Source organism: Dietzia sp. 2505 (assembly GCF_040546785.1).
GTDB lineage: Bacteria > Actinomycetota > Actinomycetes > Mycobacteriales > Mycobacteriaceae > Dietzia.
On record NZ_JBEPON010000008.1, the window covers coordinates 117,682 to 144,320 of the forward strand.

Genomic DNA, 26,639 nt, shown 5'->3' on the forward strand with positions numbered 1-26,639 from the left:
CAGGCGCGGGTGCCCGGCGCGGCGGTCAGCTCACGCGGTCGACGGTGAACCGGACCAGCCGCCGCAGCGCCTCGTTCGCGGGACCGGCGGGCAGCGCGTCCAGCTCGCGCATGGCATCCGCCACGTACTGCTCGAGCGTGGCCCGCGCGCGGCGCATGCCCTCGGAGGCGCGGAGGAGGTCGAGCGCCTCGTGGACCTCGGAGTCGTCGGTCAGCGGCTGCGCCAACAGTTCCCGGAGGCGCTCGCCGTCGGTGGAACCGGCCTCGAGCGCGTAGATCATGGGCAGCGTGTGCACGCCCTCGCGCAGGTCGGTGCCGGGGGTCTTGCCCGAGTCGGACGACGGCGAGGCGATGTCGATGATGTCGTCGGCGATCTGGAACGCGATCCCCACGGCGTCTCCCAACCGTCGCAGACTCTGGATCTGCTCGTCGGAGGCTCCGGAGTACTCGCCACCGAACTGGGCGGCTGCCGCGATCAGCGACCCGGTCTTCTCCCAGATCACGCGGAGATAGTGACCGGCGGCATCGGCGGCGTTCCCGCCGTCGCCCGGACCGACCGTCTCCCGCATCTGTCCGGTGACCAACTCCGCGAAGGTCTGGGCGATGAGCTGGACCGCGGCCGGGCCGAGGTCGGCCAGGAGCATGGAGGAGTGGGCGAAGAGGAAGTCCCCGGCGAGGATCGCGGTGGAGTTGTCCCAGCGGCTGTTGGCGGACTCCACGCCGCGGCGCACGGCCGCCTCGTCCATCACGTCGTCGTGATAGAGCGTGGCCAGGTGGATCATCTCGCACACCACGGCGGCCTTGACCAGGCGCTCATGGTCGGGTTCCGGACCGAGCTCGCCGGTGAGCAGGGTGACGACGGGCCGGAAGCGTTTCCCGCCGGCGGTGACCAGGTGCAGGGCGACCTCGGTGAGGAAGTCCTCCCCGCTCTCGAGTCGGCTCACCAGGAGTTCCTCGACCTCCATGAGCCGGGCCCTCAACAGGGCAGCGAGGTCCGCGTCGCCGACGTCCACGCCCGCCACCACATGGTCGGGCGCCGTCTCAGCGGTGCCGGTCGTCACAGAATCGCTCGACATCCTCATTCGTCCTCGTCGCCTGGTGCGGACCGGCATCGACCGACCCTGACGACAGACTACGGTCCCCACCCGGGGGCTGCGGCACCCCACCCCGGCCGAGGTCGGCGCCGACCGGTCCGGCGCGGACCTGCCACCATGGAGCGCATGGACCCACGGCCGCGCCCTCCCGCCTCGACCGATGTCCTCGTGGTCGGCTGCGGCCCCGCCGGTTCGGCCACCGCCACGTGGCTGGCGCGGGCCGGACGCGAGGTCACCGTGCTGGACGCCGCGGAGTTCCCGCGGGACAAGACCTGCGGCGACGGCCTGACCCCGCGCGCGATGGGAGAGGTGGACCGGCTGGGTCTGGGCGACTGGGCGCGCGACCGGATCACCATTCAGGGCCTGGAACTGCGGGGCTTCGGCCACGAGCGGCGCGTGCCGTGGCCGGCCGGGGATCACGGCGGGGCCGCCTCGGCGGTGCGCCGCACGGTGTTCGACGACCGCCTGCGAGAGACCGCCGTCGAAGCCGGGGCGACGGTGGTCGACGGGGTGCGCGTGACCGACGTGGAGAAGGGCGACGACGGCGAGGTGGTCGCGGTCCGGGCCGGGGCCGACCGCATCGCGTGCCGGACGCTCGTCCTCGCGGACGGTGTGCGCTCGCCCGTGGGTCGGTTGCTCGGCCGGACCTGGCACCGCGACTCGGTGTACGCCGTGGCGGCCCGGTCGTACGTGCGTTCGTCCAGGCACGATCATCCGTGGATCGGATCCGATCTGGAACTCCGTGACGAGGCGGGGACCATTCAACCCGGCTACGGCTGGGTGTTCCCGCTGGGCGACGGTGAGGTCAACCTCGGTGTTGGAGCCCTGGCCACGTCGTCGCGGCCGGCGAACGTCGCGGTCAAGGACCTCCTACGGCACTACGCCCGTAGCGTCCGCACCAGTTGGGCCCTGGAGGGCGACCCGCGCGCGGTGACGTCGGCACTGCTGCCGATGGGCGGCGCGGTCTCGGGGCTGGCCGGGCGGAACTGGGCGGCGGTGGGTGACGCGGCGGCCTGTGTCAACCCGCTCAACGGGGAGGGCATCGACTACGCCCTCGAGGGCGGTCGGCTCCTCGCGGACCTGATCGTCGCCGGCGGCCCGGGCGGTGACCTGACCCGGGCGTGGCCCGAGGTGCTGCGCACCAACTACGGGGAGGCGTTCGCGATCGCGCGGGACGCCGCCCGGCTGCTCACCTACCCCCGGTTCCTGCCGTTTGCCGGGCCGGTGGGGATGCGTTCGCAGACTCTGATGTCGGCGGCCGTGCGGTGTATGTCCAACACGGTGGCGGAGTCGGATCGCGACATCGTCGCCCGCGGCTGGAGGGCCGCCGGAGCGGTGGCCCGCAGGTTCGACCGCCGCCCGCTCTTCGCCGACTGACACAGGCCCGCGGAGAACGACGAGCCCGCGCAACCGGCGCGGGGTGCTGGTGTGCGGGGCGGGCGGGTCAGGCCGGGCGGCGGGCCAGGTGGATCGCGGCGATCCCGCCGGTGAGATTGGTGACGCTGCAGCGCTCCCAGCCGCTGGACTCCACCAGCGAACGCAGGGCCTGCTGGTCCGGCCAGTCGCGGATCGACTCGGCGAGGTACACGTACGCATCGGGGTTCGAGGACACGCTGGTGGCGATCCTGGGCAGCGCCCGCATCAGGTAGTTCATGTAGACCGCACGGAAGGGCGGGAAGACCGGGGTGGAGAACTCCACCACGGCCAGCCGCCCGCCCGGCCGGACGACCCGCGCCATCTCGCGCAGGCCCGCCGCGGTGTCCTGCACGTTGCGCAGTCCGAAGCTGATGGTGGCGGCGTCGAAGGACTCGTCGGCGAACGGCAACCTCATGGCGTCGCCGGCGACCTTGGGCACGTCCCGCCCGGCGCCGGCACGGAGCATGCCGAGCGAGAAGTCGGCGGCGACGCACCATGCGCCGGACTTCGCCAGCTCCACCGTGGAGACCGCGGTCCCGGCGGCCAGGTCGAGGATGCGTTCCCCGGGACGGGGTGCGAGCAGCGACCGGGCCCGGCGGCGCCACACGTGGTCCATGCCCCCGGAGAGGACGGTGTTGGTCAGGTCGTAGCGCTTCGCCACACCGTCGAACATCGACGCGACGTCGCGGGGCTGTTTGTCGAGATCGGCACGGGACACGCCGTCGACGCTACCCCGCTGCGGGGCGGCGGACCGGCTCAGGCCACCACTCGCGTGGCTCGTCCGGTGCCGACCCCGCCGGAGGTCGAGCGGGCGCCGGCGGCACGGTAGTGGTCGAACAGCTGGCCACAGACGGCGTCCCAGGTGCGTCCCACGACGGTCGCCCGGGCGTCCGCCGCCAGCCGCGCGTGGTCGGCCAGCACCAGATCCACGGTCCGGGAGATCTCCGCAGCGTACCGGCGGGGGTCGAGGAGATATCCGTTGACCCCCGACCGGACCAGATCGCGCGGACCACCCTGGTCGGGGCCCACCACCGGCACCCCGGAGGACTGGGCCTCCTGGATGGACTGGCAGAACGTCTCGAACTCACCGGCGTGGCAGAACACGTCGAGGGTGGCGTAGGCCTGCCCGAGCTGGTCACCGTGGAGTTCGCCGGTGAAGATCGCGTGGGGCATGGCGGCCCGGAGCGCAGGGCGGTCGGGACCGTCTCCGACGATGACCAGCCGGAGGTCCCCGTCCGGGCCCGACCTGTCGGCGAGTGCCTTGAGCCGCTCGACGTGCTTCTCCGGGGCCAGGCGCCCGACGAATCCGACGACGGGCCGCCCGTCCGGGGACCAGAGATCGTGGAGGGCCTGGCTGCGGTGGGAGGGGGAGAACCTCTCCGAGTCGACGCCCCGCCCCCACCGGTACAGCCGCGGGACGCCGTGCGCCGCCAGGTCCTCCATCGCGGCGGTGGACGGGGCCAGGGTGCGGTCGCAGGTCGAATGGACGGCCCGGGTCCACGCCCAGGCCGCCTCCGCCATGGCGCCGATCCCGTAGGAGGTGGAGAACCCGGCGACATCGGTCTGGTAGACCGCCACCGACGGGACGTCCAGCGCGCGCGCCGCGGCCGCACCGGCCGCGCCCAGGACGAACGGCGAGGCCAGGTGGACCACGTCGGGCGAGAAGTGCCGGAGGGCGTTGTACACGCTCGGGCTGGGCGCGCCCACGGGGAGCGAGGACACCACCGGAACCCTGACGGCGGTGACCCGGTGGACCGGATAGCCGAGGTGGTGGTCCGGTCCGGGCGCTCCGGCCGTGCCGAGCAGGGGGGCCATGGCGCTCACCAGCGGGTGGGCCCGGACCGCATCGGTGGCCCCGCGGCGCAGGCCGACGTTAGCGGACGGCGCGACCACCAGACAGTCGTGGCCGTGCCGACGTGCGTACTCGAGGACCCTCAGGACGGAATTGGTGACGCCGTTGACGCTGGGCAGGAACGATTCGGTGACGATGGCTACGCGCACACCGTCACTGTCTCCCGCCCGGACCACCGGACGGTGATCAGCGCGGGTCGGTGCGGGGAACTCGTGGTGTCAGCCGGTGAACCCCTGGTGACGCGACGGCATACGCGAGCGCGGCGAGCGGGACGGCCACCGCGGGGATGGACAGGGCGGGCAGCACGGCGACCGTCCAGCTCCGGCCCGAGACGCGCACGAGGTCGGGGTTCGCGCGCCGGAACTCGACCTGGACCCGCTGGCCCTCGATCAACCCGACCGGGTAGAACACCCCCGTCACCGGGCGGACGTGGTGGCCGCCACCGGCGTCGAACTCCACCGCGGCCCGGCGATCGGTGACCTCGGTGACGGTGGCGGTGGCACTGCCCATGTCCCGGTCGATGCGCTGGTCGTTGACGAAGCAGGCCAGCAGGATCAGCGCGGCCGTCAGCAGCGAGAAGGCGGCGGTGACGACGGCGGTGGCCCGCACGATCCGCCGGGTCCGGACCGCACGGCGGGCCCGCCTGGCGGCGACCGTCATGCTCACCCGTCGTCCCCCGGACCACCGGGCTTCGGGGCCTGCGTCACCGGGGACCCCTGCGGAGCCGACAGCGCCTCGTCCCGCATGGCCCCGTGGAGTTCGCGCAGGCCGGCGCGGTCGGTGGCCACCCGGACGACCCGCAGCCCGGCGGGCACGATGTCGCGGTGCGCGACGGCCGCCTCGGAGAGCAGCACCTCGAGCCCGGCCGGGTCGGTGTCGGTGAAGGGCACCCCGAACCCCGCGCAGAGGGCGGCGAGATCGGCCCCGTGCGGGGTGCCGAACACGCGCTCGAAGTCGGTCGCCAACCGTGGATCGCCCTGTTCGAGCAGGGCGAAGATGCCGCCACCGTCGTCATCGGCCACCACGATGGTCAGGTCGTCGGGGTGCTTCTCCGCCGGCCCGAGCAACAGCCCGGACACGTCGTGGAGGAAGGTCAGGTCGCCGAGCAGCGCGATCGTCCGCCCCGGCGCGGACAGCGCGACCCCGATCGCGGTGGACACGGTGCCGTCGATCCCGGACGCGCCCCGGTTGGCGTACACGGCCACGTCCGGGTCCAGCGGGCCCACCAGCGACAGGTCACGGATCGCGTTGGAGGCACCCACCACGAGATTGTCGCCGCCCCGCACCCCGCGGGCCACCGCCCGGGCCACGTGCAGGCCGGTGGGCGCCGCGGTCTCGAGGTGGCGGTCCAGGATCCGGTCGACGGCGTCCCGCGCGCGGGCGTCGGCGCGCCCGGTGACGGCCGTCCACGCGTCGTCGACGCCCCATCCGGTCAGCACGGAGTCCGCGAGTTCGGCCGCACTGCCGGTGGGGTTGGGGGCGTGCGGACCTGCGTCGAGGATCACCAGGTCCACGTCCGGGTCCGAGAGCAGCCGGGTGACAGAACGGTGCAGGGTCGGCCGCCCGGTCACCACCACCTGGTCGGGCCGCAGCCCGGGGACCGCCAGGGGATGCACGGGGTGCAGCGGGACCGGGGCACCGGGTTCCGCCACGGTCGGCACCCCCACGAGTCCGGCCACCGGCCCGGCCCCGGCGCCCGAGACGACCAGCGTGGGGCGGGTGAGGTCCACGGCCACCGCGGAGGCGGCGGGTGCGGAGTCGACGCCCGCGCCCGCCCGCTGGACCCAGGGTCGACCGTCCGGACGGCCGGGCGGGAGTCCGCCCGACCTCCCGTCGGGGCCCGCCTCGTCGTCGTCGCCCGGGTCCGTCCCGCCCGCACCGCCCACGACGTGGTCCTCGTCGCCCTCGGCCGGGACCAGCGGCTCGCGGAACGCGATGTCGACCTGCACCGGACCGGGGTGGCCCGGGGCCGTGGCGGTGAGGATGGCGCGGCCGATCGCGCTGCGCCAGTGGCGGTGCTCGACGTCGGGGTCGCCGGCCGCGCCCAGCTCGATGACGGCGCGGGCGTGCGGGCCGAACAGCCCCACCTGGTCGATGGTCTGATTGGCTCCGGTCCCGCGCAGCTCCGGCGGGCGGTTTGCGGTGAGCGCGAGGATCGGCACGCCCGAATGGGCGGCCTCGACCATGGCCGGGTGGAGATTGGCCACCGCGGTGCCGGAGGTGACGACGACGGGGACCGGTCGCCTGGAGCCCGCGGCCAGCCCCAGTGCGGTGAAGGCCGCCGCACGCTCGTCGATCCGCACGTGCAACCGCAGTCGACCGGTCCGCTCGGCGGCGGCGAGCGCGAGCGCCAGGGGTGCGCTGCGCGAGCCGGGGCACAACACCGCGTCGGTGACCCCGTGGCGGATCAACTCGTCGACGACGACGCGGGCCTGCGCTGTGCTGGGGTTACTCGGGCCCGGGGTGCCGGCGCGCGGCGTGCCCGGGGTGGCCTGGCTGGGGTTCATCGCCTCCAGCCTAGTTGCCGCCCCCGGTGGTCGCCGGGCGGTCGTGGTCGGGTTCCACCGGACCGGCCGCGCGGGCCAGCCGTGCCGCGATCGCCGCGAGATGGCCGCGCAGCGAGTCCGGGGACTCCACGACGAACGGCCCGGGCAGCCGCCCCAGGTACCAGGCCAGCTCGTCGAGCTCCGATGCTCCGGTCTCCAGTCGGCAGGCCGGTCCGTCGGGGTGGTCGGCGGGCCGCAGCTCCGTCACGGTGCCGTACGTGGGCGGGAAACACTCGAGCACCTCCTCGGCGGGCGCGTGGACCACGACGCTCGCGAGATGCTCGTACGGCGCGGTGGTCACCGAGTGCTGGACGTGGGTGGCCGGGTCGGGCACGTCCGGGCGCGGGGTGAAACGCCAGCGACTGCGGTGCACCGCCCGGATACGGTCCAGTCGGAAGGTCCGCCAGTCCGCGCGTTCGAGGTCGTAGGACAGCAGGTACCAGCGTCGGCCCAGCACGACGATCCGGTAGGGCTCGACCCGGCGTTCGGTGTCGCGGCCGGCGCGGTCACGGTAGTCCAGCCTCACCTGCTCACTCCCCCGCACCGCGTGGCCGAGCTCCATGAGCAGCTCCGGCTCGACGGGGGTGTCGGTGCCGGGGACGGCCACCATCGACTCGCTCACGTCGGCGACCTTCTCCCGCAGCCGTCCCGGCATGACCTGGTCGAGCTTGGTCAGGGCGCCCAGTGCGTGCTCACCGACGCCGGCCACGGCGCCCCCGGCCGCCAATCGCAGGGCGATCGCCACGGCCACGGCCTCGCGGTCGTCCAGCAGCAACGGCGGCAGCCGGCGGCCCGATCCCAGCCGGTACCCGCCGCCCGCGCCGCGTTCGGACTCGACCGGGTAGCCCAGGTCGCGCAGGCGGTCGACGTCCCGGCGCACCGAGCGGGTGGTGACCCCGAGCTCGGCCGCGAGTTCGGGCCCGGTCCACACCGTGCGCCGCTGCAGCAGGTCGAGCAGTCCCAGCACGCGCTGGGTCGTCGGCATCTTGTCCTCGGTCACGTCGTCCACTCTCGCACCGGCAGAGGACACGATCTGTCCTGATCACCTGAGAGTCTGCTGTCGGACCGCGAGAGAGCGGTCCGACCGTCGGCCGACCGCCCCCACCACCGGGAGACCACCATGACCACAGCCCGCACCATCGACTGGACCGACCAGCTCGCCGACCAACTCGACTACCACTGGAACGGCCACCTCCGGCCGCGCCTGGAGGGACTGACGGACGACGAATACCACTTCTCCCCCGCACCCGACGACCGGACCTGGGGCGTGCGCCCTCGGGGCACCGGTTCCGCGCAGGTGCAGGCCGGGAGCGGCGACTTCACGATCGACTTCGCCTACCCCGAACCCCGGCCCGCACCGCTGACGACCATCGCGTGGCGGATCGGCCACGTGGTCGTGGGAGTGCTCGGGGCCCGGTGGCACGACCACTTCGGCGGCCCGCCCCACGACTACATGACCCACGAGTTCGCCGGTGACGCCGAGGGCGGACTCGCCCAGCTCGACCGCACCTACGCGGGCTGGATGGAGGGGGTCCGCGGGCTCGACGACGATGCCCTCGCCGCGCCCGTCGGGGAGGCCGAGGGCCACTGGTCCTCCGCCCCCATGGCGACCCTCGTCCTGCACATCCACCGCGAGGTCATCCACCACGGCGCGGAGCTGTGCCTGCTCCGCGACCTGTACGCCCACACCCGCCCCTGATCCGCGGGCCGCGACACTCCGGCCCGAACCCCTGAGGAGAAGCCATGCCACTGTTCCCCGCCACCCACCCCACCGAGCGCGAGACCCTGCTCGAGTGGATCGACGACGCGCTCGTCAACGCCCGCTCCATCGTCCACGGACTGACCGCCGACCAACTGCGCACGCGCCCGGTCGAGTCGAGCGACCTCACCCTGGGATGGCTCATCCTGCACATCGGCCAGGTCGCCGAGGGCTGGCTGGGCCGGGCCGCGGCGGCGCCGGACCCCCTGGAGACGGGACGCTCGCTGCCGGAGGCCTTCGAATGGGCCGAGGCCGTCAACCGGGTCGACCCCGACGCGACCGCCGAGGAGATCCTCGCCGAGTACGACCGCCGGTGCGCCGCGGGACTCGCCCATCTCCGCGACGCCGATCTGGACGCGCGGGTCCCCGTCCCCACCGAGATGCCGTGGTTCCCGTCGGACCTGGCACCGTTCAACGGCCGCTGGTGCGCGCATCACGTCCTGACCGAGATCAACCGGCACAGCGGGCACGCCGACCTCCTGCGCGAGGCGGTCGACGGGCGCACGATGTACGACCTGATCGCGGAGGACCAGGGCATCGACATGTCCTACATCGGAGCGTGGTTCGCCGCGCACCCGGAGGTCCCGGCGCCGGCGTGGTGAGGCGGACCGATTCCGCGGGTGTCGACGCGCCGGCCGATCAGTCGCCTTCGTGCCAGCCGGCGAACGTCGCGAACTTGTCCTCGATCATCCCGGCCACCTCTCCCGGCTCGGGAACGAGTTCCGCGTCGGTGGCGATGCCCACCGAGACCGTGCCGTTGTAGCTGAAGATGCAGATCCCGAAGGCCTGGTCGCCGCTCATCGGAACCCAGCCGAGTATCCCCTCGACGGGAGTACCGGCGATCCGAACCGTGGAGACCGGCCCGGGGACCGACGTGAGCTGACCGACGGTCTTGTTGGCGAGCAGGTCGACCACCGCGTGCGCCACCGGGCCGGGAGTGACCGCCACGCCGAGCATCGTGGCGAAGTTGACGTGCGGTTCGAACGAGTAGCGCACCCGGGACATGGACGTGGCGATCGCGTCGATGAGCTCGTCGGCGTCGTCGATCCCCAGCGGCAGGCGCATGAGGATGATCGTGAGGTGGTTGCCCAGCTCCTCCGGCAATTCTTCGCCCACCGGCTCGATGGACATCGGCACCATGAGGTTGATGTCCGAGACCCGACGATCGCCGTGGGCGTCGAGGTACTCGGTGAGCGCCCTGGACACCGCCGCGAGCATCACGGTGGTCACAGTGGTGCCGTGCGCCGTCGCCACCCTCTTGATCGCAGCGAGGTCCAACCCGGAGATCCAGGAGACCTTCTTGCGGACATGGGCGTGACCGCTCCAGGACAGCTCGGGCGATCTGGGTTCGAACAGCAGCCGGAAGGTCGAACGATAGGTGTTGGACACCCTGTTGGTGGGGTCGACGTTGTCGGCGAGGGATTCCACGACCCGCGTGGGCACCCGGGTGAGCCCGCGGCCCGGGGCCACCACGTCCCTGACCAGCCGCGTGAGGGTCCACGGGAACGTCACCGTGGCGCCGAGGAGACCGCGGGCGATACCGAACGAGTCCCTGACCACCCCCACCCCGGCGCTGCCGACCGTCCCGAGGAACCCGCCCCCTCCAGTGGAGAGGGGGCGGCCCACCGGGGGGAGCGCGGTGTCGCCGTCGCTGTCACACAGACCGAGCACCAACTGGGTTAGCCGGACGCCGTCGACCATCCCGTGCTGGACCCGGAACAGGACCAGCGCACCCTCCCGCTCGGCCTCGTGGCCGTGGTAACCCTCGAGCAACTCGGCACGCCAGAGTGGGCGGTCGTCAGGGAGCTGGATGCTCATCTGCTCGGACACGTACTCCTCGGCTTCGGCCCGCCCGCCCGGCGCAGGGAGCCGCCCGCGGATCAGATGGTGGGAGAGGTCGAAATCGAGATCGTCCTCCCAGTACCACCGCCTGCCCTCGCGCACCGGGACCCGACGGAACACCGGGTGGGGGTCGACCATCCGGGTGGCGACCGCCTGGGTGACCGCGTCCCAGTCGGGGATCTCCGCGAACCACACCAACGACGTGATGTACATGAGGTTGTCGGGGCGGTCCATGTGCAACCACAACTGATCCCGCAGCGGGATCCTGACTCTCGCCGTCTCCCCCATCGTCCCGACGCCTCTCCCGTGGCCGCGCTCGCGCACCGGGTCATGCGCTCATTTACAGGCTAGAGCAGGAATGACAGAGATCAGATGAGTTTTCCCGGTTCCCCACGTCTGCCGGGGTCACCGCGCCCGCGTGGTGAGGCGCGACGAGAAGGAGAGGCGCGACGACGGCGACGGCGGTCCTCAGACCCGGGCCTCCCAACCGTCGAACGTCGCGAACTGCTCACCGATCATCCGGGCGACCCGGCCCGGGTCCGGCACGAGCTCCGCATCGGTCGCGATGCCCACGGAGACCTCGCCGTCATAGGAGAAGATGCAGATGCCGAGTGACTGGTCTCCGCTCATCGGGACCCATCCGAGCATCCCCCCGACCGGCGTGCCTCCGAGCCGCACCGTCGACGCCGGCCCGGGAACGGACGTGAGCTGACCGATCGTCTTGTTGGCGAACACATCGATCACCCCGCGGGCCACCGCCCCGGGGACCGCCGCCATCGCGACCAGCGCGGCGAAGGTGACGTGCGGTTCGAAGGAGTGACGCGCGCGGGTCATGGACGTGGTGATCTGGTCGAACAGCTCGTCCGGGTCGTCGATCCCCAGTGGCAGGCGCATGAGGATCAGGGTGATGTGATTGCCCAGTTCCTCGCTCGCCTCGTCCCCGGCCGGCGCCACGGACACCGGGACCATCAGGTTGATGTCCGAGACGCGGGGGTCGCCGTTGCCCTCCAGGTACCGGGTGAGCGCCTTGGACACCGCGGCGATCATCACCGGGGTGACCGTGGTGTCGTGCACGGAGGCGATCCTCTTGATGGCGGCGAGGTCTAGCCCGGAGACCCAGGAGACCTTCTTCCGGGACTGCGCGCGGCCGCTCCAGGACAGATCCGGCGTACTCGGTTCGAACAGCAGTCGGAAGAGGGAGCGACAGGTGTTGACCACCTGGTTGGTCGGGCTGATGTGGTCGGACAGCGACTCGACGACACGCGTCGGGACCCGCGTCATCCCCCCTCCCGGGGCCGCGACGTCCCGGGCCAACCGCGTGAACGTCTCGCGTGGCTTCGCCGTGGCACCGGCGAGTCCGCGGACCACACCGAACGAGTCCTTGGCCACCGCGGCGCCCGCTCTCCCGACCGCCCCGAGCGCCCCGCCGCCCCCCGGGGACAGGTCGCGGCCCACGCGCGGCGGCGCGCTGTCCTCGTCGTGGTCGCACAGTCCCAGGACCAGCTGGGTCAACCGGATGCCGTCGACCACACCATGCTGGACGCGGAACAACAGCAGTGCGCCCTCGCCCTCCGACTCGTGACCGTGGTAGCCCTCGATGTACTCGGTGAGCCAGAGGGGGCGGTCGTCCGGCAGTGGCTGGCCCATCCTCTCGGCGACATGCGCCTCGGCCTCGGCACGCCCGCCCGGGGCGGGGAGACGGCTGCGGACCAGGTGATCGGCGATGTCGAAGTCGGGGTTGTCCCGCCAGTACCAGCGACGGCCCTCACGGACCGGGGTCCGACGGAACACCGGGTGGGGCTCGACCATCCGGGTGGCGATCGCCTCGGTGACCTGGTCCCAGTCGGGGACCTCGGCGAACCACATCAGGGAGTTGATGTACATGAGGTTGCGGGAACGGTCCAGCCGCAACCACAACTGATCCCGAAGCGGGATCCTGGCTTCTCTCTCGCTCATCGTCCCCGACCCCCGTCGCTCGACCCGCCCATCGTCCGCGCCATGTGTGCGCCGCTCCAGGCTAGAGCAGCTATGACCGGGATCACACCTCCATCTCGGGGTGGCAGCACGGACCCGGCGTTCGCGGCCGCAGCGGGTGCCGGGGCGGGCTCAGAGCAGGCCGTGGCAGCGGCGGACCCGGTCCAGCCACCACCCCCACCGGTCCGGGCTCGCCTGCAGGCCCTCCAGCCTCGCCCGGTCCGGGACCACCTCCACGACCGGGAAATGGCCTTCCACCAGTTCGAACACGCCGGGGTCGACCACGTCCTCGAGGAAGAACCCGCCGGTGCCCAGTCCGGCGGCGGGGATCTCGTCGTCGTCATCGGGCAGCGCCGCGGCCGCCGCGACCCCGGCCGCGACGCCCACCGCCGAGTCCAGCGCGCTCGACACGGTGACCGGCACTCCTAGTTCCGCGGCCACGGCCAGCAGACGACGCGGCCCGCCCAGCGGCGCGACCTTGACCACGGCCCGGTCGGCACCTCCGGCGCGCACCACGCGAAGCGGGTCCTCGGCGCGGCGGATGGACTCGTCGGCGGCCACGTCCACGTGCACCCCGTCCGCCGCCAGCCGGGCCCGCAGCCGCACGAGTTCCTCCACGGTGGCGCACGGCTGCTCGACGTACTCCAGGCCCTGGCCGTCGAGGGAGACCGGCCCCGTGCCCGGGGCGCGGGTGCAGTCGACCGCGCGGACGGCCTGGTCCAGGACCCGGACGGCATGGGCGGCCTCGGCGACCGTCCAGGCCCCGTTCGCGTCCACCCGGATGCGGGCGTCGGGGCGGGCCTGCAGGACCGCGGCGACCCGCGCGACGTCGTCGACGAGTTCCTGCCCGGTCTCCGCCACCTTGACCTTGACCGTGGTGCACCCGGGGAAGCGGTCGAGGATCCCCGCCACCTCGCTCGCGGCGACCGCCGGGACGGTGGCGTTGACGGCGACCCGCGACCGCAGGGCCGGCGGCGGCCCCTGCCACGCCATCTCCAGGGCGGACTGCAGCCAGTGGGCGGCCTCGGGGTCGCCGTACTCCGGGAAGGCGCCGAACTCACCCCACCCCGCCGGCCCCTCGACCAGCGCCACCTCCCGCTCGGTGACGCCGCGGAAGCGGACCCTCATCGGCAGGGCCACCACGTGGACGCGGGCGAGCAGATCGTCGATCGACTCGGGGCCCGGTACGGATGTCATGGCTCCACGCTAACGTCGAACCCATGACCGAGAGCAGCGCAGCGCAGGGCGAGACCGGTAACCCGTTCGATCCGACCCAGTGGCGGGAGGTCGAGGGCTTCCGGAACGGCGAGGACCTGACCGATCTGACCTACCACCGCCACGTGGGCGAGGGCCGGGCCAACGGGATCGTCCGGATCGCCTTCGACCGCCCCGAGGTCCGCAACGCCTTCCGCCCACACACCGTGGACGAGCTGTACCGGGTGTTCGACCACGCCCGCCGCTCTCCCGACGTGGGCACCGTGCTGTTCACGGGGAACGGACCGAGCGCCAAGGACGGCGGCTGGGCGTTCTGTTCCGGTGGCGACCAGCGCATCCGCGGCCGGTCCGGGTACCAGTACTCCACGGAACATGACTCGGACGTGGCCGGTGCGACCGCCGACAAGGTCGACGAGGCCCGCGTCAAGGCCGAGGGCGGCCGGCTGCACATCCTCGAGGTCCAGCGGCTCATCCGCACCATGCCCAAGGTCGTGATCTGTCTGGTCAACGGGTGGGCGGCCGGTGGCGGGCACTCGCTGCACGTGGTGAGCGACCTGACCCTGGCCTCCCGCGAGCACGCCCGGTTCAAGCAGACCGACGCCGACGTGGGCTCCTTCGACGCCGGTTACGGCAGCGCGTACCTGGCCAAGCAGGTGGGGCAGAAGTTCGCACGGGAGATCTTCTTCCTGGGTCAGGCGTACACGGCCGAGGAGATGTTCCAGATGGGCGCGGTCAACCGGGTCGTCGACCACGCCGAGCTGGAGAACACCGCGATCGAGTGGGCGCGACAGATCAACGGCAAGTCGCCCACCGCGCAGCGGATGCTCAAGTTCGCGTTCAACCTCACCGACGACGGACTGATGGGTCAGCAGGTGTTCGCCGGCGAGGCCACACGCCTGGCGTACATGACCGACGAGGCGGTCGAGGGCCGGGACGCGTTCCTGGAGAAGCGGGCCCCCGACTGGGACGACTTCCCCTACTACTACTGACGGCGTCGGCCCCGCCCGTGCCCGCCACCCGCGACCTGCGCACCCTGCCTGTCCCCGGCGGCCCGGCCGTCACCGCCCTGTTCCCCACGTTCGAGCAGCTCCTGACCGGCCGTGGCCCCGCGCTGCTGCCCGTTCCGGCCGACGACCCCGCTCGGACGCGCCTGCTCGTCGACGCCATGCGCCCCGGCGAGCCGATCGACGACCGGGCGGCTCTGGTGGTGAGCACCTCCGGCTCGACGGGCACTCCCAGGGGAGCGATGCTGTCCGCCGCCGCGTTGGCCGCGTCGGCGTCCGCCACCGACGCGTTCCTCGGCGGACCGGGGCGCTGGCTTCTGGCGTTGCCCGGGCACCACATCGCGGGACTGCAGGTGATCCTGCGCAGCCTGAGGGCCGGTCACGAACCGGTGGTGATGGACGTGTCGCGCGGGTTCGACCCCGCCGCGCTGCCCGACGCGGTCGCCGCCTGCACGGATTCGCAGACCAACGCGGGCGGGACCGCGCGCGCCTACACCTCCCTGGTCCCCGGCCAGCTGACCAAGGTCCTCGACGAGGGTTGTCCCGACGCCGTGGCCGCCCTGGCCTCGCTCGACGCCGTGCTGCTGGGCGGGGCCGCGGCCGCCCCGGAGCTGCTCGCCCGCGCGGCCGATGCCGGCATCCGCGTGGTCCGCACCTACGGCATGAGCGAGACGGCAGGCGGGTGCGTCTACGACGGTCTGCCGCTCGACGGGGTGGAGATGGAGATCAACAACGACGAGGGGCGCGTCTGGCTGGCCGGCCCGCAGCTGGCCCTGGGGTACCGGAACGCACCCGGCCACCCGGCGTTCGCCCGCGAGGGGTGGTTCCGTACCGACGATGCCGGGCGGATCGGGAAGGACGGCAGACTGCGCATCCTCGGCAGGCTCGACGAGGCGCTGAGCGTGGGCGGGCTGACCCTCCTCCCCCAGGCGGTGGAGGACTCGCTCCGCCGGCACCCCGCGGTGGTCGACGTGGCCGTGGTGGGGATCCCGGATCCCCGACTCGGCACCCGGCCCGTCGCGGCGGTCACCCTGCGGTCCACCGCGACGCCGGACGACCTCCGCGCGCACGTGACCGCGCGACTCGGAGCGCACTCGGCGCCCGCCGCGGTGGCCGTGGTTGACGCGCTCCCGCTGCTCCCCGGTGGCAAGGTCGACCGGCGGGCGGTCGCGGCGCGGTTCCTCGATGGGACAATCGGGGGATGACCCGCGAGACCGACTTCTCCGACGCCACCGAGCCCGCCGAGCCGCCTGCCCGCCCCGGCGGCGCCACCCTGTCCGACTGGCTCGAGGGGGCGCGTCCCCGCACGTGGCCCAACGCGTTCGCGCCGGTGCTGGTGGGCTCGGCGGCCGCCGCCCTGGCAGGGGGGTTCGTCTGGTGGAAGGCGCTGCTGGCGCTGGTGGTCGCGTGGTCGTTCATCGTGGGCGTCAACTTCGCCAACGACTATTCCGACGGCATCCGCGGCACGGACGACGACCGCGTGGGCCCGCTGCGTCTCGTGGGTTCGGGACTCGCCCGACCCGGGGCGGTGAAGTGGGCGGCATTCGGATTCCTCGCCCTGGGCGGTCTGGCCGGGGTGGTCCTCAGTGTCACCTCGACGCCGTGGCTCATCGCGGTGGGCCTGCTGTGCATCCTCGCCGCGTGGTTCTACACGGGCGGCAGGTCCCCCTACGGCTACCGCGGCCTCGGTGAGGTGGCGGTGTTCGTGTTCTTCGGCCTGGTGGCCGTGACCGGCACTCAGTACACCCAGCTCGGCTCCGTCACCTGGTACGCGGTGATCGCGGCCGTGGCCGTCGGCAGCTTCTCGTGCGCGGTCAACCTCACCAACAACCTGCGGGACATCCCGTCGGACACCGAGGCGGGCAAGATCACGCTCGCCGTCCGCCTGGGGGATTCCCGGACGCGGGGCCTGCACGCGGTGCTGGAGTTGTTGGTGCCGCTCCTGGCCACGGTGGCGCTGGTCCCCGCGACGCCGTGGGCGCTCCTGGGTCTGCTGGCCATGCCGGTGGCGTGGAAGGCCAACGCACCGGTGCGGGCGCGGGCCACGGGCGCCGGTCTCATCCCCGCGCTCGCGGTGGCCGGGCTGGCCATGCTCGCGTGGAGCGCGCTGGTCAGCGCAGGGCTGCTGATCGCTTCGCTGTAGTCCCGTAGGTGGGCCGGCTACCCGGTCTACTTGCCGAGCGAGCCGTCGGGCACGGTGTTCCAGGCGGCCTGGATGCCGTCGTTGATCGCCAGCGCGGCGCCGCGGAGGGCGTCCTTGACCGGCTCGGGCAGGGGCAGGCCCTCGATATCGGCGATGGTGATGGTGCCGGGCGCCGGGGCCGCTACGGGCGCCGGGGCGGGTGCCGGAGCGGGAGCAGGCGCCGGAGCCGGGGCCGCGGCTCCGCCGCCCGCGCGCCCGGTGATGGTGACGGTGGTGGACTCGGTCCGCACGGGGATGCCGCCGATGTAGGCGGTGGCCACGGGCCGGTAGACACCCGGGGTGGTGGGCACGCCCTTGATGGCGGTGGTCCGAGGATCGTAGGTCAACCCCGGGGGCAGGCCCTGGAACTGCAGGGTCGCACCGGGCGGAAGGGTCACCTGGTCACTGACGCGGTTCTCCGTGTAGACGCCCACCGGGAAGGTCAGCGACGGCAGCGCGGCCGGGGCCAGCTCCGTGGCCTCCACCACCACGGGGGCGGCATCAGGGGAGTCGACCTGCCCCGACGCCACACCGATCGCGGCCATGGCGGAGAGGGCGGCGGCGGAGGCGGCGACGGGACGGGAGATACGCATGCATGCCTTTCGGGGGTCACTGTGGGAGCCGGGTGGGGACCCGGCCACCGTAACCCACGAATGCACGTCACCCCGAGGCCTTCTCATCATGTGAGAGGACCTCGGGGTGGACGTGGTCACCGGCGACCTGCGCGGCCGCCGGGAGTTCGTGGGCCTCAGCCGCGGCCGTTGGCGACCGTCGGACCCGGGGCCTGGACGGTGCTGGGGGCGCCCGCCGCGACGGTCGGGGCCGTCGAGCCGAGGGATCCGCCCCCGGTGTCACCACCGTTGCTGGAGCCGCCGGTGGACGTGCCCGGCAGTGCCGGCAGGAACGAGGTCGAGCCCGGGATCGACGATCCGCCGCCGAGCGCCAGGCCGAGTCCGGCCAGGCCGAGCAGGGCGATACCCGTGAAGGCGAGCCCGGGGGCCAGGTCCCCGAGGGAACCGGTGTCCACGGGCGACGACGAGCCCGGGACCTCGACCTGTGCGACGGTGTTCAACCCGCCGCCGGTGGTGAGGTCACCTCCGGTGGTGGTCTCACCGTCGGTGGTCGAGCCGGTCTGACCGCCGGTGTCGAGCAGCGAACCCAGCGGCCCCAGGCTCTGGGTGTCGAGCCCGCCGGTCACCTCGCCGGCTGCTTCTCCGCCGGCGTTCCCGGTCGAGCCCGACTGGACCGGTGATCCGGTGTCGGGGGTGTTGGTGCCGCCGTCCGGGGAGCCGCCGGCCAGGCTGCCGAGGTCGATCTGCCCGTTGGCGTCGCTGCCGATCGGCGCGGAGGGGGTCTGTCCCGGAGCATCGGGGGCCGTCTCGCCTGTGCCGAGCGACCCGGTCACCATCTCGGCCGCGGAACCCCCACCGAGCGAGGTCACGATGCCCACGACGGCTCCGAGGATGGCATCGGTGCCGGCGGAACCCGTGGTGATCTGACCGCCGGCCTGGGCCTCGCCTCCGAGGCTGCCCTCGACACCGGCCGCCGAGCCGGCCTCGGCGCCGACCGGGGCGGTGCCGTCGGGGTTGTTGACCGTGAGGGTCACCGGAATCGTGACGACCTGGCCGCCGAGTGTTCCGACGACCGACACGGTGTACACACCCGCGGCCACGGCGGTACCGGAGATGATGCCGTCCGCGTAGGTCAGCCCCTCGGGAAGCCCGTTGACCTCGGTGATGACGATGCCGCTCCACTCCCCTGCCCCGACGAGGCCCTGGATGTCGAACGAGTAGGAGGCGCCGGCGTTGAAGGCCGGGGCGGAGACGGCGACGGTCTGGACGTCACCGCGGACGGTGGGGGCATCGGGGGCGGCGACGACGACGCCGCCCACCAGGGCGACCGCCGCTGCGGCTGCGACGGGGGCGACAAGGCGACCCCGGACGATACGACGAGGGCGGGCGAGGCGAGCACGCATCGGCTGGTTCCTTCCGGAGGGGTTCGGATCGCTCACTCCCCGGATATGGGAGCGCAGACCATTTCTAGAGTCACTCTAACCTCATGCACATCAAGTGTCTACTCCTGTCGCAATTGTCACAGAAATCTCTGTAGTATCACTGGTAACACACCCCAGGGGTATTTACGGCACTGTGGGCGCCCGTTTAGCGACACCCGCTTGGCGGGTGGCGGTTCCGGCCCGCGGGACGACTACGGCCCGGCCCCCGTCAGGGGACCGGGCCGTAGGGCTCGGGAAGGGCGGGGGTCAGGCGCCGGGAGTCGGAACGCTGGTCGGCAGCGCGACCGCGCCGGTCCCCGACTCCGTGCCGCCTCCGGCCGCGACGGAGACCGGGCTGGAGCTCTGGGTAGAGCTCGGGGTGGACGCCTCCGCGCCGCTGCCACTGCCGCTGCCGCCGATGCTGCCGGTACCGGTGCCCCCGGGGGCGACGGTGCCGGTGACGGTCGTGACGGGGTTGCCGTCCCCGTCGACGATCACAGTGACCGGCGGCAGCACCATCTCGCCGCCGAAGACGGACGTGCACAGCGGCTCGGTGAGCGACCCGGTCTGCCCCACCAGGTTCGCTCCCCCGCCGGGTCCCGCGACCACGTCGAGCAGGTTGGGGAAGGTGCCCAGTGCGGAGGTGACGAAGTCGAGGACCGCGGTCGGCACACCCGAGATCCCGAACAGCGGATAGAACTTGGCGACCGACCCGCCGAGATCGGGCAGTTCGCACCTCGCCTCCGACTCGGGCACGAGATCGCCGACGCTGGTGTCGTCCGCGCTCGAGGTGTCGAGGCTGCCCTCGTCGCCGGCACTGCCGTCGCTCGAGCCGGCTTCCCTGGACCCCGCCGCGCCGGAGCTGCCCGTGTCGCCCCCGGACCCCTCGCCGCTCCCGCCGGGAAGGCTCCCGCTCTCGCCGCCGCCCATCAGGCTGCCGGCGTCCAGGCTGCCCGTCGCGGAGCCCGAGGGCCCGTCGTCTCCGACCTGGGCGCTGACGATCGGTACGGAGAGTGCGGCCGCGATGAGTGCGGCGGCGGAGGCGGTGACGACCCTACGGGTGGACATGGCGTGGGAACCCCTTAGATGGCGACGGACCAGAGTGCGACGGACGCTGTCACGCGCCACCACTGATCAGCGGCGCCTGCTGTCGACATCAGGACTGTATCCCGCCCGCCCGTCCGCCGTGGGGGCTTCCGCGGTGCGTCTACCGGTCAGTCTCCGAGACTGCCGGCACCGGTGGTGAACATCCCGAGCAGCGCGGACGGGGCACTGCCGAGCGCCTCGCCTCCCGTGGCCTCGGTGTCGGTGTCGCCGAGGGACTCCCCGCCCAGCAGCGACGGCGAGAGGGTGCACAGGAACTGTCCGGCCGATCCCAGGTTCTGCATCGAGCCGCTCTCGCCGAGAATCGACGGCAGCATGCCGACGACGGCGTTGACCAGGACCAGGAGCAGTCCGGAGGACGCGGAGTCCTCGTCACCGGTGAGCGCCGGCAGCAGGGTGGCCAGGGAGGCGCCGTCCATCTCGCCTTCACCGAGAACCGCGCAGAGGTCGGGGGTGGTGCCCACCTCGTCGTCGTCACCTGTCGGGTCGAGGTCGGACCCGTCGGGCTCCACGGCGTCGGCCGCCGGGGAGCCGGGAACGGCCGAGAGGGTGGGGTCGGGCTGCGCGGTGGTGGTCGCGGTGGTGGTCGCGGTCGCCGGAGCGGTCGTGGTGGTGGGATCGGTCATCGGGTCGGGATCGATGGCCTCGTCATCACCGGAGGTGCCGTCCGCCCCGGCCTCGTCGCCGGATTCCGCGGTGGTGGTGGCGGTCGCCGCGGCGGCGCCGGACGGATCGACCACGGTGACCGTGAGCTTCTCGGATTCGGAGACGGCGCCGTTGGAGACGGTGACCAGCACGTCGTAGTCGCCCGCGCGGGTGGGCGTCCCGGAGATCACCCATCCGTCCTGGGTGAGGCCGTCGGGCAGTCCCGTGACCTGGATGGTGGTGCCGGCCGGGATCGCTCCCCCGGCGGCGCGGGCCACCACGGGCTCGAGGTCGAGGTTCACCGGGACCCCCAGTTGCATCTCCTGGGTCGTCGCGTCCTGGGCCGTCTCGTCCTGTCCGGTGGCGTTCTGCGCCAGGAGGATGTCGCCGGCGGCGACGTCGGTCGGTGCGGACACGGCGACGACGGTCCCTCCCCCGACCACGGCGAGGGCGGCCAGGGCGCCACCCAGAGCCAGTGAACGGGTGCGGGGGGCGGGGCTGTGGGGGCGGCGCTTGAACATGGATTCACCTTGTCGTCCGGGGGGCGGGGCACGACCGGGGCAGCCCAGTCACTAGAGCACCATACGTCACATCAGTCACACGAGCCACAGGTTCGGCCGGGGTGTCGGCCGGTCAATACACTCATCGGCGGATGCCGTGGCCGACGAGGCCGGGGCCGTGCTGGATGGAAGGACCCCCGTGACCCCACCCCCCGAGATCGCGATCCGGGCCCACGGCCTGCGCAAGACCTACTCACGCGCCTCCGTGGAGGTCCGGGCTCTCGACGGCGTGGACGTCGCGGTGGACAAGGGGCGCTGGACCGCCGTCATGGGACCCTCCGGCAGCGGCAAGTCCACCCTCATGCACTGCCTGGCCGGTCTCGACACCCCGGACCACGGCTCGGTGTCGATCGGGTCCACCGAGGTCACGCGACTGGGCGACGCCGGCCGGACGCGCCTTCGACGTACCCGGGTCGGGTTCGTGTTCCAGTCCTTCAACCTGGTCCCCTCGCTCTCGGTGAGCGAGAACATCGTCCTTCCGGTCCGGATGGCGTTCCGCCGCCCGGACCGCGCGCGGCTCGACGGCCTGGTGGGCGAGCTCGGGATCGGCGACCTGCTCCGCCGACGGCCGCACGAGCTCTCGGGCGGCCAACAGCAGCGGGTGGCGATCGCCCGCGCCCTGCTGCCCCGGCCCGACGTGGTCTTCGCCGACGAGCCCACCGGCAACCTCGACTCCGAATCCGGTGAGGCGGTGCTCGCACTGCTCGGAGCCTGTGCGCGCGAGACCGGTCAGACGGTGGTCATGGTCACCCACGACACCCATGCCGCCGCGTACACGGACAGGGTGCTGGTGCTGGCCGACGGGCGGATCGCCGACGAGGTCGACTCCCCGACCCAGGACACCATCGACGCCGCCATGCGCACCCTCGCCGGCCGCCGCGCGGCCACCGCGTGAGCCCCCGGCTGATCCTGGGCCAGCTCCGCGCGAACGCGGGCCGCTACCTGGGCACCGTCCTGGCCATCGCCGTCGCCGTGGGGTTCGTCCTGGCCTCGGTGGGAGTGCTGCGCACGATCTCGGCCAGCGCGGACGCCACCTTCGGCCTGCGCTACGCGGCCACCTCGGTGCTCGTGCAGAACCTCGGCGACCGCACCTCCGCCGGCACCGACGCCGGCCGGGAGGAGGCCGCCGAGGCGCAACGGCTCGGCCTGGAGGCCATCGCCTCCACGCCCGGGGTCCGCGCGGTCACGGTCGACACGCAGTCGTACGTCCGGGTCCGTGTGGAGGGACGGGCCCAACAGATGACGACGGCGACGGCCCTGGCCACCGACGACGACCTGCGCTGGCAGAGGCTAGTATCCGGGCGCCTGCCCGCCGGGCCCGGCGAGGTGGCCGTGCGCGCGGACTCCGACGTGCCCCTGGGTGCGACGTTCGAGGTCCAGCCGTCCGGTCGCGCCGACCCCGCCCCCGTCACCGTCGTCGGTCTGTTCGACCTGTCGGGCCAGCCGGACCTCGAGGCGGCGTTCCCGCTGTACACCGTCGACGAGCAGGTCCAGCAGTGGTCCACGTCGGGGGCCGGCGGGGACGTGCGCGTGGCCGGGGACGGCTCGGTGCCCGACACCGTCCTCGCGGGGCGGGTCACCGAGCGACTGTCCGACGTCCCGGGCACCTCGGCCGTCGAGGTCTCCACCGGCGCGGCCGAGGCCGAGGCGCTCGCCCGGTCGTTCGTCGGTGGCCGCGACGTCTACACGCGCGCCCTGCTCGCCTTCACCGTCCTGGCCGTGGCGGTGGCCGCGCTCGTGATCGGGACGACCTTCGCGGTGGTGTTCGCGGCCCGCGTCCGCGAGACGGCCCTGCTGCGGTGCCTGGGCGCCTCGCGGCTGCAGCTGCGACTGTCCGGGGCCGCCGAGGCACTGGTGGTGGCCGTGGTCGCCACCGCGGCCGGGCTGGCACTGGGCCGCGCGGGCGTCTCGGCGGCCTCGGATCTGGCTCCGCGGCTCGGGGTGACGATCCCTCTGCAGGAGGTCACCGTGCCGCCGGGCGCCTTTGCGCTCGCCGGGGCGGTCGGGGTGGGGATCACCCTGCTCACCGCCCTGCCCGCGCTGTGGCGCGCCACCTCGGGCAGCCCCCTCGGAGCGCTCAGACCCGCCGATGTCCGCCCCGACCCGTGGTGGCGTCGACTCGCGATGGTGGTGGCGGGCTCCGCCGTCGCGGTGGCCGGATGGACAGCGATGCGATCCGCGGTGGACTCGCGCTCGGTGGTGGAGGCCGGCGCCTGGGGCGTGCTCACGTTCCTGGGCGTCCTGGCGGTGACGGCAGGGGCCCTGCCCACCCTGCTCGGGATGATCGGCACGGTCATAGGACCGGTCCTCGGGCCCGTCGGCCTGCTCGGCGCACGCAACACCGCGCGCAGTCCGCGCCGCACGGCCGCCACCTCGGCCGCCGTTCTGGTGGGCGTGACCCTCACCTCGACCATGGTCACCGGGATCGCCCTGCTGGGGCCCGCCATCGAGTCGCGGCTGGTGGACCGCGTCCCGCTGGACGTGGCCGTGACCGCACCCGACGGGATACTGCCCGCCGGGCTGTCCGAGCAGCTGGCGGGTCTGGACGGGGTGGCGGACTCCCTCGTCGTCGTCGACATGTACGCCCGCGACGACGACGGAAGGCGCACGGTCCTGCGCGTCGCCGACCCGACCCGGGTGGCGCAGCTGATGCGCCGCGAGGTCACCCTCCCCGGCCCGGGCGAGATCGTGCTGCCCGAGTCCTCCCCCGTCGCCGCGGACGCGCGCGACGGCGACACCGTCCGGTTCCGCTTCTTCACCGACGACGACGGACGGGACCTCGTCGTGCGCCGATCGTCCGACCAGTGGGCCCTCGCCGCCCCGGGCAGCGTGCCCGAGTGGCCCGTGGCGCAGCTGCCGGACGGATCCCCCTGGCCGGAGGGTCAGGAGATACCGCAGCAGTTCGTCCCGCGCACCGAGCAGTGGCTCCGGATGGACGACGGCCTCGAGGGCGAGCGACTGGAGAACGCGCTCGACGGCGTGAGGTCGGCGGTGGTGGACGCCGACCCGTCGCTGGCGGTCACCGAGACGTTCGCCTCCCGCGAGCAGATCGCGGGTGCCGTCCGGACCGTGCTCACGTCCAGTTCGCTCCTGCTGGCCGTGGCGGTGGCACTCGCACTGGTGGGAGTGGTCAACACGCTCACGCTCGCTGTCCGGGAGCGGGCGCGCGAGATCGGGTTGCTCCGCCGCGTGGGCGTCACCCGGACCGGCGTATGGCTGATGCTCGTGCTGGAGACCGCGCTGGTGTCGGCGAGCGCCTCGGCGCTGGGGGTGCTCCTGGGTGCGGCGTTCGGCAGGCTCGGCGCGGTCGCCATGGTGGGCCCCGGGAACACCGGTAACATCGCGCTGCCGGTGACCGATCTCATCACCGTGGGGATCGGTGGCGTCGGGGCCGCCGTCCTCGCGGCCGCCGTGGCCTCACTCGGCGCGGTCCGTACGCGGGCGGCCGACATCTGACCCCCGGTATGACGCTGTCCACAGCGTCGACCGGTAGCCATCCTTTGACGGAACTGAGACACTATTGTTATGCAAATTCGGGTGCTCTTGTCCGCCGGCGCGATTGCGCTGGTGGCGGCGTCGTGCGCACAGCCGGATCCGCAGGTCCTCTCGGAAGCCCCGCGGTCCGCCTCTGCCACCGAACTGACCTCCGCGGCCGAGCCGACCGAACGGGAGACCCAGCCGGGCCGGTTCATCGCCCGGTGCGCGACCGAGGCCGACGGCGGCACCCCGGGGATGACCGTCTTCACGGACGGCAGCCAGAGCGTCACCGACCACTGCCTCAGCCGGTACTACATCGGAGTCCAGCCCGCACCGGGTGCGCTGTACGTCGCCGACGACGAGACGGGCACCTATGCCCCGCCCCGCCAGCCCGAGGCGGTCACCCCGACCACCCAGTGGACTCCGGCCCAGCCGCGGACGGACGTCGGCGTGCAGGATCCGTGGTTCGACGCCGACCAGCCCGACGAGGACCCGGGCGAGCCGACGGAGAACGGGCCGGGCGACGGCACCACCGAGGAGACGACACCGGGCACACCGGTGACCCCGCCGGAGGGGACGACCCCGCCGACCACCTCACCGACCAGCCCGCCCACCTCTCCCGGAGGCACGGAGCCCTCCGCCCCGGGCGAAGTCGAGACCACGACCGAGGGACAGGTCAGCCAACCCACCAACGGATCAGCGGAACCGACGCCGACAGAGGTGCCGACCGGGACCGGGACCGTCGAGCCCGAACCCCCGGCGCCCCAGAACTCGGTCCTGCCTCCGTTCGGGTGGAGGGGATCGTTCGGCTCGGAGCAGCTCCCGGCGCTACCCTGGCCCGCTCCGGCCAGCTAGGTCAGGCCCGGAGCAGGTCGACCCTGGTGTAGGTCAGGCCTCGTCCATCCGACGACGCAGGTCCTCGCGCTTGGCCCGACGGTCGGCGTCGACCGCCGAGATGTCGGAATTGATCTCCGCGCGCAGGCGGGTGAACAGGATCATCGACAGCGGGAGCGCGACCACCACGGAGAGAATCGCCGCGACGAGCACCGGGACGTCCACCCCAGCGAGGCGGCCGATCCCGATGATGACCAGGGTCAGCGCCACGACCATCAGCAGTCTCAACACGGTGTAGAACATCATGTTGCGGGCCAGTCGTGCGCCTGGCCTGGTTCCGGTGGGCGCCTGTGCCGGGATCGCTGACTCGTCTCGCTCGCTCATGAACACCAGGATACGTATCGTGGTGTGAAGGAGGTTCGAGTGATCTGGCTGTTCGCACTCATCGGTGTGGTGACCGTGGCAATCCTGCTGTGGCGGGCCTTCGGGCCCGGTTCACGGCCGGCCCCGCCGCGCGTGATCGCCCCGGACGACGACCCTGATTTCCTACGGGATCTCGACGGGCGTAAACCACTGGACCCCTAGCGGGCCAGGAGATCGACGATCGAGTCGACCGCGTGGCTGATCTGCGCCCCGGTCCGGTCGAAGACCTCGGGCTCGCGGCCGATCGGGTCCTCGATGTCCCACGCCGGGTCGTCGGTGTCGACGCCGAGTCGGGCCCGCGCCAGGCCCGACCGGGTCAACGCCCGGTCGGCGTCCGCCAGGTGGGCAGCCTCCAGCAGCGTGTAGGTCTTCTTCCACAGCAGCGGGGCCATCTCCTGCACGGCGTCGCGGTGGGCACGTGTCGCGGTGAGGACCAGGTCGTGGCCCTGCAGGAGTCGCGGCGTGAGCAGACGGGAGGCGAATCCCTCGGCGTCGCCGCCGTGGGCCTCGAGTACCCGACGGGTCTCGGGATGGATCGCCACACCGTTGACCGCCCTCGTCCCCGCGGAATCCACGACCACGTCGACCGACGCGTGCGCGGCTCGCGCGGCGAGCAGTCGCTCGGCCAGCGGTGACCGACACATGTTGCCGGTACAGACCGTCATCACCGAGATCGCCATGGCGCAGATCCTAGTGCGGGTCCCCCACGAGGGCGGTCCG

At 72.9% G+C, this 26,639-nt stretch carries 25 protein-coding genes; 10 read left to right on the forward strand and 15 right to left on the reverse strand.

Features of this window, described 5'->3' with window-relative positions; genetic code table 11:
- Positions 1–25: 25 nt before the first annotated feature.
- Positions 26–1,081, reverse strand: coding sequence for a polyprenyl synthetase family protein (locus ABIE38_RS15115; protein WP_502914792.1), 1,056 nt, complete (start codon positions 1,079–1,081; stop codon positions 26–28).
- A gap of 129 nt (positions 1,082–1,210) precedes the next feature.
- Between ABIE38_RS15115 and ABIE38_RS15120 the strand changes: the two genes are divergently transcribed.
- Positions 1,211–2,470 (forward strand): geranylgeranyl reductase family protein, encoded by a 1,260-nt coding sequence (locus tag ABIE38_RS15120; protein ID WP_354057628.1) that lies wholly within the window; start codon positions 1,211–1,213, stop codon positions 2,468–2,470.
- 67 nt (positions 2,471–2,537) lie between these two features.
- Here ABIE38_RS15120 and ABIE38_RS15125 read toward each other — a convergent pair whose 3' ends face one another.
- From ABIE38_RS15125 to ABIE38_RS15145, 5 genes are read right to left on the reverse strand one after another with little or no spacing between them, the layout of a single operon-like run.
- Positions 2,538–3,227: a demethylmenaquinone methyltransferase gene (locus tag ABIE38_RS15125; RefSeq protein ID WP_354057630.1), complete on the reverse strand. Its 690-nt coding sequence runs from the start codon at positions 3,225–3,227 to the stop codon at positions 2,538–2,540.
- A gap of 38 nt (positions 3,228–3,265) precedes the next feature.
- Positions 3,266–4,510 carry a glycosyltransferase family 4 protein gene (locus ABIE38_RS15130; RefSeq protein WP_354057632.1) on the reverse strand — a complete coding sequence of 415 codons (1,245 nt, stop codon included), beginning with the start codon at positions 4,508–4,510 and terminating at the stop codon, positions 3,266–3,268.
- 37 nt (positions 4,511–4,547) lie between these two features.
- Entirely contained in the window at positions 4,548–5,021 is a 474-nt protein-coding gene (locus ABIE38_RS15135; RefSeq protein WP_354057810.1) for a DUF3592 domain-containing protein, read from the reverse strand.
- A 2-nt stretch (positions 5,022–5,023) separates the two neighbouring features.
- Complete coding sequence (gene menD / locus ABIE38_RS15140; RefSeq protein WP_354057634.1) at positions 5,024–6,868, reverse strand: 2-succinyl-5-enolpyruvyl-6-hydroxy-3-cyclohexene-1-carboxylic-acid synthase; 1,845 nt, start codon at positions 6,866–6,868, stop codon at positions 5,024–5,026.
- A 10-nt stretch (positions 6,869–6,878) separates the two neighbouring features.
- Positions 6,879–7,892 carry a helix-turn-helix transcriptional regulator gene (locus ABIE38_RS15145; protein ID WP_354057812.1) on the reverse strand — a complete coding sequence of 338 codons (1,014 nt, stop codon included), beginning with the start codon at positions 7,890–7,892 and terminating at the stop codon, positions 6,879–6,881.
- A gap of 135 nt (positions 7,893–8,027) precedes the next feature.
- Between ABIE38_RS15145 and ABIE38_RS15150 the strand changes: the two genes are divergently transcribed.
- Positions 8,028–8,606 (forward strand): DinB family protein, encoded by a 579-nt coding sequence (locus ABIE38_RS15150; RefSeq protein ID WP_354057636.1) that lies wholly within the window; start codon positions 8,028–8,030, stop codon positions 8,604–8,606.
- Positions 8,607–8,650: 44 nt separating this feature from the next.
- Positions 8,651–9,268, forward strand: a complete 618-nt coding sequence (locus ABIE38_RS15155; protein WP_354057638.1) for a mycothiol transferase — start codon at positions 8,651–8,653, stop codon at positions 9,266–9,268.
- A gap of 37 nt (positions 9,269–9,305) precedes the next feature.
- On the opposite strand, the gene ABIE38_RS15160 is transcribed toward ABIE38_RS15155, so the two are convergent.
- The 3 genes from ABIE38_RS15160 to ABIE38_RS15170 all read right to left on the reverse strand — a co-directional run bounded on the left by ABIE38_RS15160 (position 9,306) and on the right by ABIE38_RS15170 (position 13,679).
- Entirely contained in the window at positions 9,306–10,796 is a 1,491-nt protein-coding gene (locus ABIE38_RS15160; protein ID WP_354057814.1) for a WS/DGAT domain-containing protein, read from the reverse strand.
- A gap of 180 nt (positions 10,797–10,976) precedes the next feature.
- On the reverse strand, positions 10,977–12,464 hold the full coding sequence (locus ABIE38_RS15165; protein WP_354057640.1) for a WS/DGAT domain-containing protein: 1,488 nt from the start codon (positions 12,462–12,464) through the stop codon (positions 10,977–10,979).
- A 150-nt stretch (positions 12,465–12,614) separates the two neighbouring features.
- Positions 12,615–13,679, reverse strand: a complete 1,065-nt coding sequence (locus tag ABIE38_RS15170) for an o-succinylbenzoate synthase (RefSeq protein WP_354057642.1) — start codon at positions 13,677–13,679, stop codon at positions 12,615–12,617.
- Positions 13,680–13,702: 23 nt separating this feature from the next.
- Between ABIE38_RS15170 and ABIE38_RS15175 the strand changes: the two genes are divergently transcribed.
- Genes ABIE38_RS15175 through ABIE38_RS15185 form a run of 3 tightly spaced genes read left to right on the forward strand, consistent with a single transcriptional unit; the run spans position 13,703 to position 16,844 of the window.
- Positions 13,703–14,686, forward strand: coding sequence for a 1,4-dihydroxy-2-naphthoyl-CoA synthase (locus ABIE38_RS15175; RefSeq protein WP_354057643.1), 984 nt, complete (start codon positions 13,703–13,705; stop codon positions 14,684–14,686).
- A gap of 17 nt (positions 14,687–14,703) precedes the next feature.
- Positions 14,704–15,906 (forward strand): o-succinylbenzoate--CoA ligase, encoded by a 1,203-nt coding sequence (menE, locus tag ABIE38_RS15180; RefSeq protein ID WP_354057645.1) that lies wholly within the window; start codon positions 14,704–14,706, stop codon positions 15,904–15,906.
- The gene (locus ABIE38_RS15185) at positions 15,903–16,844 is read left to right on the forward strand and encodes a 1,4-dihydroxy-2-naphthoate polyprenyltransferase (protein WP_354057647.1); all 942 of its coding nucleotides are present in this window, start codon (positions 15,903–15,905) and stop codon (positions 16,842–16,844) included. Before menE ends, ABIE38_RS15185 begins: the two co-directional genes overlap by 4 nt.
- 26 nt (positions 16,845–16,870) lie before the next feature.
- Here ABIE38_RS15185 and ABIE38_RS15190 read toward each other — a convergent pair whose 3' ends face one another.
- From ABIE38_RS15190 to ABIE38_RS15205, 4 genes are all read right to left on the reverse strand, one after another.
- Positions 16,871–17,476: a hypothetical protein gene (locus ABIE38_RS15190; protein WP_354057649.1), complete on the reverse strand. Its 606-nt coding sequence runs from the start codon at positions 17,474–17,476 to the stop codon at positions 16,871–16,873.
- Positions 17,477–17,631: 155 nt separating this feature from the next.
- Positions 17,632–18,858 carry a hypothetical protein gene (locus ABIE38_RS15195; protein ID WP_354057651.1) on the reverse strand — a complete coding sequence of 409 codons (1,227 nt, stop codon included), beginning with the start codon at positions 18,856–18,858 and terminating at the stop codon, positions 17,632–17,634.
- Positions 18,859–19,143: 285 nt separating this feature from the next.
- On the reverse strand, positions 19,144–19,944 hold the full coding sequence (locus ABIE38_RS15200) for a hypothetical protein (RefSeq protein ID WP_354057653.1): 801 nt from the start codon (positions 19,942–19,944) through the stop codon (positions 19,144–19,146).
- A 146-nt stretch (positions 19,945–20,090) separates the two neighbouring features.
- Positions 20,091–21,146, reverse strand: a complete 1,056-nt coding sequence (locus tag ABIE38_RS15205) for a hypothetical protein (RefSeq protein WP_354057655.1) — start codon at positions 21,144–21,146, stop codon at positions 20,091–20,093.
- A gap of 178 nt (positions 21,147–21,324) precedes the next feature.
- On the opposite strand from ABIE38_RS15205, the gene ABIE38_RS15210 reads away from it, so the two are divergent.
- The 3 genes from ABIE38_RS15210 (at position 21,325) to ABIE38_RS15220 (ending at position 25,517) form a co-directional block, all read left to right on the forward strand.
- On the forward strand, positions 21,325–22,080 hold the full coding sequence (locus tag ABIE38_RS15210; protein WP_354057657.1) for an ABC transporter ATP-binding protein: 756 nt from the start codon (positions 21,325–21,327) through the stop codon (positions 22,078–22,080).
- On the forward strand, positions 22,077–24,641 hold the full coding sequence (locus tag ABIE38_RS15215; protein WP_354057659.1) for an ABC transporter permease: 2,565 nt from the start codon (positions 22,077–22,079) through the stop codon (positions 24,639–24,641). The genes ABIE38_RS15210 and ABIE38_RS15215 overlap by 4 nt, the downstream gene beginning before the upstream one ends.
- Before the next feature lie 81 nt (positions 24,642–24,722).
- The gene (locus tag ABIE38_RS15220) at positions 24,723–25,517 is read left to right on the forward strand and encodes a hypothetical protein (protein ID WP_354057661.1); all 795 of its coding nucleotides are present in this window, start codon (positions 24,723–24,725) and stop codon (positions 25,515–25,517) included.
- A 33-nt stretch (positions 25,518–25,550) separates the two neighbouring features.
- Here the strand turns inward: ABIE38_RS15220 and ABIE38_RS15225 are convergent, their stop codons facing one another.
- On the reverse strand, positions 25,551–25,880 hold the full coding sequence (locus ABIE38_RS15225; protein ID WP_354057663.1) for a DUF4229 domain-containing protein: 330 nt from the start codon (positions 25,878–25,880) through the stop codon (positions 25,551–25,553).
- A 39-nt stretch (positions 25,881–25,919) separates the two neighbouring features.
- On the opposite strand from ABIE38_RS15225, the gene ABIE38_RS15230 reads away from it, so the two are divergent.
- The gene (locus tag ABIE38_RS15230; protein ID WP_017837921.1) at positions 25,920–26,081 is read left to right on the forward strand and encodes a hypothetical protein; all 162 of its coding nucleotides are present in this window, start codon (positions 25,920–25,922) and stop codon (positions 26,079–26,081) included.
- Here ABIE38_RS15230 and ABIE38_RS15235 read toward each other — a convergent pair.
- Complete coding sequence (locus tag ABIE38_RS15235) at positions 26,078–26,599, reverse strand: arsenate reductase/protein-tyrosine-phosphatase family protein (RefSeq protein ID WP_354057665.1); 522 nt, start codon at positions 26,597–26,599, stop codon at positions 26,078–26,080. The two genes, ABIE38_RS15230 and ABIE38_RS15235, sit on opposite strands and share 4 nt — an antisense overlap.
- Between the last annotated feature and the right edge of the window lie 40 nt (positions 26,600–26,639).

Excerpts from the sequence above, each read along its gene's own strand:
- ABIE38_RS15115 (WP_502914792.1), bottom strand. The coding sequence starts at position 1,081 with ATGAGGATGTCGAGCGATTCTGTGACGACCGGCACCGCTGAGACGGCG.
- ABIE38_RS15120 (WP_354057628.1), top strand. The coding sequence starts at position 1,211 with ATGGAGCGCATGGACCCACGGCCGCGCCCTCCCGCCTCGACCGATGTC.
- ABIE38_RS15135 (WP_354057810.1), bottom strand. The coding sequence starts at position 5,021 with ATGACGGTCGCCGCCAGGCGGGCCCGCCGTGCGGTCCGGACCCGGCGG.
- menD (WP_354057634.1), bottom strand. The coding sequence starts at position 6,868 with ATGAACCCCAGCCAGGCCACCCCGGGCACGCCGCGCGCCGGCACCCCG.
- ABIE38_RS15145 (WP_354057812.1), bottom strand. The coding sequence starts at position 7,892 with ATGCCGACGACCCAGCGCGTGCTGGGACTGCTCGACCTGCTGCAGCGG.
- ABIE38_RS15150 (WP_354057636.1), top strand. The coding sequence starts at position 8,028 with ATGACCACAGCCCGCACCATCGACTGGACCGACCAGCTCGCCGACCAA.
- ABIE38_RS15155 (WP_354057638.1), top strand. The coding sequence starts at position 8,651 with ATGCCACTGTTCCCCGCCACCCACCCCACCGAGCGCGAGACCCTGCTC.
- ABIE38_RS15160 (WP_354057814.1), bottom strand. The coding sequence starts at position 10,796 with ATGGGGGAGACGGCGAGAGTCAGGATCCCGCTGCGGGATCAGTTGTGG.
- ABIE38_RS15165 (WP_354057640.1), bottom strand. The coding sequence starts at position 12,464 with ATGAGCGAGAGAGAAGCCAGGATCCCGCTTCGGGATCAGTTGTGGTTG.
- ABIE38_RS15170 (WP_354057642.1), bottom strand. The coding sequence starts at position 13,679 with ATGACATCCGTACCGGGCCCCGAGTCGATCGACGATCTGCTCGCCCGC.
- ABIE38_RS15175 (WP_354057643.1), top strand. The coding sequence starts at position 13,703 with ATGACCGAGAGCAGCGCAGCGCAGGGCGAGACCGGTAACCCGTTCGAT.
- ABIE38_RS15185 (WP_354057647.1), top strand. The coding sequence starts at position 15,903 with ATGACCCGCGAGACCGACTTCTCCGACGCCACCGAGCCCGCCGAGCCG.
- ABIE38_RS15190 (WP_354057649.1), bottom strand. The coding sequence starts at position 17,476 with ATGCGTATCTCCCGTCCCGTCGCCGCCTCCGCCGCCGCCCTCTCCGCC.
- ABIE38_RS15195 (WP_354057651.1), bottom strand. The coding sequence starts at position 18,858 with ATGCGTGCTCGCCTCGCCCGCCCTCGTCGTATCGTCCGGGGTCGCCTT.
- ABIE38_RS15200 (WP_354057653.1), bottom strand. The coding sequence starts at position 19,944 with ATGTCCACCCGTAGGGTCGTCACCGCCTCCGCCGCCGCACTCATCGCG.
- ABIE38_RS15205 (WP_354057655.1), bottom strand. The coding sequence starts at position 21,146 with ATGTTCAAGCGCCGCCCCCACAGCCCCGCCCCCCGCACCCGTTCACTG.
- ABIE38_RS15225 (WP_354057663.1), bottom strand. The coding sequence starts at position 25,880 with ATGAGCGAGCGAGACGAGTCAGCGATCCCGGCACAGGCGCCCACCGGA.
- ABIE38_RS15235 (WP_354057665.1), bottom strand. The coding sequence starts at position 26,599 with ATGGCGATCTCGGTGATGACGGTCTGTACCGGCAACATGTGTCGGTCA.